This is a genomic window from Dyella sp. 01N36 (assembly GCF_056399745.1).
Map to the genome: position 1 here is coordinate 1 of NZ_JBFTRY010000247.1, position 4,400 is coordinate 4,400.

Below are 4,400 nucleotides of genomic sequence, written 5' to 3' on the forward strand. Positions count from 1 at the left end.
CCGCGACACGACGATCCGCTGAGTCGATGGGTGACCCGACTGGCGTCGCGATCTCATCCCAACGTGGCCTGTGTGGCGATGGCCAACAAGACGGCGCGCATGGCCTGGGCCATGCTCCGCCATGGTACGAACTACCAACCGGCGCTGGCGGCCGCCTAACCCATACATCCGAGGAAATCCCTTTACGATTGCGAAGCCCCCGAAGTGATGACGAACCGGTCGAACCGGCGTTGGCAAAACCCTAAAAGGTCCGTGTGCTCAGAGCACGCCAAAGCGATTGGGAGCCGACGCGCGACTAGCTCATCGTGGCCCGGCACCGCCTGACGGTGCAGCAACTAGAGGCCGGATATACGTGTGCAGTCGACACGGACGCCAGAGCTAAGAGATGCTTGGCAAAGGGGAGGAGTCCATATACGGACCTTACGAACATAGTTGATCTCCGATAGGGCGGAGCATGACCGAGACATCAATGAACATTGGCGCGATCGCATTAGAGATTGGCCTTCCGGTCGGGTTGTTGGTGCTCGTGGCTCTAAGGCCCGCGGTTCGACCAAGGGTTGCGGTGATACTTGGTGCGCTGTTCCCTGCGTTGTGCTTGTACGTTGCGATAGCGGCAAGCTTTCTGATCTCGCGAGGGAAATCAGACATATTTGCCTTCTACGCTCTGTGGGTGATGACGTTTGCGCCGTATGTGGCGATAGCGCTGGGAGGGTTTGCGCTCTCGTTCCTACGATGGCCCAGAAGTATTTGGGCGCGATTTGGGCTGGGAGTATTGACCGCGCCGGCCGCTTACTTTGCATTCGTGGTGCTTGTAGCGCTCCTACCTCGGTGGGAGCCCTAAGCTAAGTCGGCGTGCCGAAATGTTCGCTTTCGACCCGGAGCGGACAGTTTGTAGGGGACTAGCTATGAAACGCCTCTGATCCCATATATTTTTCGTTAGTCATTCAGTGAGGTCAGGATGCGCCCCCTAATCGCGGTACTGCTTTTTCTCCTTGCAAGCACAGCTTGGGCGCAGTCTTCAGCACTCGCTGCGCCCAAGCTCTACGCAGTTGTCTTTCAGGTGACCGTTAGTCCCGCAGGCAAGATAGATACGCTCGAAGTATCCAAAGTCATTGATCCAAGTTCCGGCAATACGCACGCAGTCGAGGTGGTAGTTCCTCAAAGTTATGTCGTTGCAGCACGGACATTTCTATCAAAGCGCACATATCCTTCTGATCCGAAGCAGTTCTTCACCTACACCTTCTACGATCCGTCGCAACCGACGCGTGCCGACATCGATCCCAAAGCAGATCCCGGGCAATAGATAGCTATGCGTTCAATATGCGCGTGACCTGTTCCGTTTTGGCGAAGGAATTGAGCGACCGCTTTCGACCCGAAGCGGACATCCGCCTCCAGTGGCGATGATCGTTATTTGAAGCGGGAATGGCTGTCAAGATGGTTCAGCGAGGGGATATGGGTACGCAGTTGGTCGCACGAATTATCGGTATCGCTATATTGATCATTCTTCTGAGGCCAGTTGCCGTTCTGGCGGACAGTGAGCAGTGCGAGGGCACTGCCGACTGTGGTCGCAAGGGCGATGTGGCTTACCAAAGGCATGACTATCAATCGGCCATCGCGTTCTATCAACAGCAAACGCAGCATTCCGAAGAGGACCGTGAGAACTGTCTAAGCAAATCCGCGGAGGATCCGGGGAAGGCCTGTGATTCGACCGCCACCATTGCTTATAACAATCTCGCATTGGCCAACTTGCATGCTGGCCACGCGGCCAAAGCGCAGATGTGGTTGTCCGTCGCTCCTCCCGGGGCGCGCACAGAGTTCAACAAGCGTCTCGTAGCCAACGCTCTCGCAACACGCCATTGGCCATCGCAGTTTGAGGGCGAAACCGGGGTCAGAGTGCCCTTTTTTTTATGCGCCGGCGTCGTCACAAGAGGAAAGTCCACTCTGCCCCCTGTTTTGGACCCCTGTTTTGGTTGGCAAATGGCCCACGGTCACAACACCAAGCGTGCGCGTTGCCGAAACGCGGCTTACCCGGATTCCTTCGATGCAGCGGCGGCCGCGGCGTACAAAGGGGCTGACCGAAAACTGATCGCGCAGCGCAGTGAAGACTGGGCAAACGCAGCGCACCAGGTCGCCATCCTGAAGGCGGAGCTCAACGCACCAGACCCGTCCGATCCCTATCGCGACGAGAAAGCCACGCTGCCAACTGGGCCCTAGCGTCGGGCGACGCGGAAAGGTGAAATGGCCGCTTCCGAACCGAAGCAGGCATCGCAATCGTTGCCTAACGTTGAAGGTGACCGCCGCTCAGCGGGCGCCGGAATAATCCATCCGCTTGAGGTCGCCCAGCATGCTTGGGCCGCTCGGATGCCAGTCCAGCACTTTGCGTGTCCACGCGCCCGACGCCAATAGATCCATGCCGACGAATCCGGTCAACCATCCGAAATGATCCGCCGCGTCACTCGACGAGATGGATATGACGGGCACACCCAAGCCCGCGCCGATCACTTCGGCAATATCGCGAACACGAATGCCTTCTTCGGCAACGGCGTGATAGCGCGCGCCAGGTTCGCATTTCTCGATCGCAAGCCGATAAAGCCGTGCCACGTCGAGCACGTGCGCAGCGGGCCAACGATTGAGCCCTTCGCCGATATAAGCCGATGCACCTTTGGCACGTGCGATAGCGATCAATGGACTGATAAGGCCTTGCTTCACCGTGTCATGCACCTGCGGAAGGCGCACGACTGACACGGCGACACCCTCCGCTAGCATTTCTGCCCCCGCGATCTCCGATGCTGATCGGGGGTTGGGATGTTCTGTATTGAGGACATCCTCGGTTGCAGGCTTGCCTGGCATGGCGATTCCCATGCCCGTTCCGGAGGTGATCAGCAGCGGACGGTCAGAGCCTGCCAGCACCGAGCCCATGGCCTTGATGGCCTGTCGATCCTTTTCACAGTTGGCGACGAAGTTGGAGAAATCGTGATCGAACGCGGTGTGGATCACGGCGTCCGCCTTCGCCGCGCCGCTGCGCAGACTGTCCAGATCTTCCAGATGGCCGCGATGCACCTCGGCACCCGTGGAAGTGAGGGCATGTGCACCCGCATCCGATCGTGTCATGCCAAGAACGCGATGCCCGGCCGCGAGCAGCTCCGGCACGATGCGGGAGCCGATAAAGCCGGTCGCGCCGGTCAGGAATATGAGCAAGGGAAGTCTCCAACGATGAGTATTGGATCTAACTTATCCCGACGCGCATACTGGTAAAGCGGTGACATTATCAGGGTATAAAAACCAACAGGATCGCCATGTCCACGTCTATCGACAATCAGCTCGGCACTTACCTGAAGGACAGGCGCAGCCGACTCGATCCGGCTGCCTTTGGTTTTACGGGTGGGCGCCGACGTACGCCGGGTCTGCGCAGGGAAGAGGTCGCCCAACGCGCCAACATCAGTCCCACCTGGTACACCTGGCTGGAGCAGGGACGGGGAGGCGCGCCCTCGGCAGATGTGCTCAACCGTATCGCCAGCGGGCTGATGCTGACTGAACCGGAGCGCGAACACCTCTTCATACTCGGCCTTGGTCATCCACCCGAAGTCCGTTACAAAGCCGTTGACGGCGTCACGCCCCGTCTGCAGCGTGTACTCGAGGCGATGGAAGTCAGTCCTGCAATCGTCAAGACCGCCCTGTGGGATGTCGTGGCCTGGAACCGCGCAGCGGCTGCGGTGCTCACGGACTACGGTGCGCTGCCTCCCGCAGAGCGGAATATTCTGCGGCTGATTTTTTCCAACTCACGGGTACGCGCCGCGCAGGAAGACTGGCAAAGCGTGGCACGGTTCGTTGTCGGCGCGTTTCGTGCCGACGCTGCGCGTGCAGGTGCTGTGGCGGAGATCGGCCAGTTCGTTGAAGAGCTGTCCCGTCTGAGTCCGGAGTTCGAAGCGCTATGGTTGGCCAACGACGTCAATGCCTACGGCGAGGGTGTAAAACGTCTGCACCATGCCGAACTGGGTCTTCTGGAACTTGAGTTTTCCGCCTTCGCCGTTGATGGGCGGCCGGATCTGGGGATGATCGTGTACAACCCGGCAACCAGCGCGGACGAGGATCGGATTCGTGCGTACATCAAGTCACGAGCAGTGGTGAGTTGAAGGCCTGCTTTCGACCCGAAGCAATGAGATGGACTCCTCCCCGTCTTCGGCATCGAGTGCCAGACTGGAAGCGATTAGAACCAGTCGCTGGCGAAGAGGAGTCCACCCATGAAGCTTACGCGCATCGGAGTAGACGTGGCCAAGCAGGTCTTCCAGGTCCACGGGGTTGATCGACACGAGCAACCGATATGGCGTCGCCGCCTGTCACGAGATCGTTGGCTGAAGGCCGTGCAGGAGGTGGCCGAGCCGGGTTGCGAGATCGGCATG

4 protein-coding genes and 1 pseudogene are annotated in these 4,400 nt (G+C 59.1%); 4 read left to right on the plus strand and 1 reads right to left on the minus strand.

The features are described from left to right. The first annotated feature begins 958 nt into the window (after nt 1-958). Together AC1DMG_RS20220 and AC1DMG_RS20225 are read left to right on the plus strand one after the other, a co-directional pair. Nucleotides 959-1,303: a hypothetical protein gene (locus tag AC1DMG_RS20220; RefSeq protein ID WP_441605686.1), complete on the plus strand. Its 345-nt coding sequence runs from the start codon at nt 959-961 to the stop codon at nt 1,301-1,303. Nucleotides 1,304-1,452: 149 nt separating this feature from the next. Next, nucleotides 1,453-2,214, plus strand: a complete 762-nt coding sequence (locus AC1DMG_RS20225; RefSeq protein ID WP_477180986.1) for a hypothetical protein — start codon at nt 1,453-1,455, stop codon at nt 2,212-2,214. Nucleotides 2,215-2,301: 87 nt separating this feature from the next. Here the strand turns inward: AC1DMG_RS20225 and AC1DMG_RS20230 are convergent, their stop codons facing one another. Next, complete coding sequence (locus AC1DMG_RS20230; RefSeq protein ID WP_441605688.1) at nt 2,302-3,198, minus strand: SDR family oxidoreductase; 897 nt, start codon at nt 3,196-3,198, stop codon at nt 2,302-2,304. A 98-nt stretch (nt 3,199-3,296) separates the two neighbouring features. On the opposite strand from AC1DMG_RS20230, the gene AC1DMG_RS20235 reads away from it, so the two are divergent. Continuing rightward, nucleotides 3,297-4,133 carry a helix-turn-helix transcriptional regulator gene (locus AC1DMG_RS20235; protein ID WP_441605689.1) on the plus strand — a complete coding sequence of 279 codons (837 nt, stop codon included), beginning with the start codon at nt 3,297-3,299 and terminating at the stop codon, nt 4,131-4,133. A 108-nt stretch (nt 4,134-4,241) separates the two neighbouring features. Beyond that, a pseudogene (locus AC1DMG_RS20240) lies at nt 4,242-4,400 on the plus strand (IS110 family transposase); the annotation flags it as partial.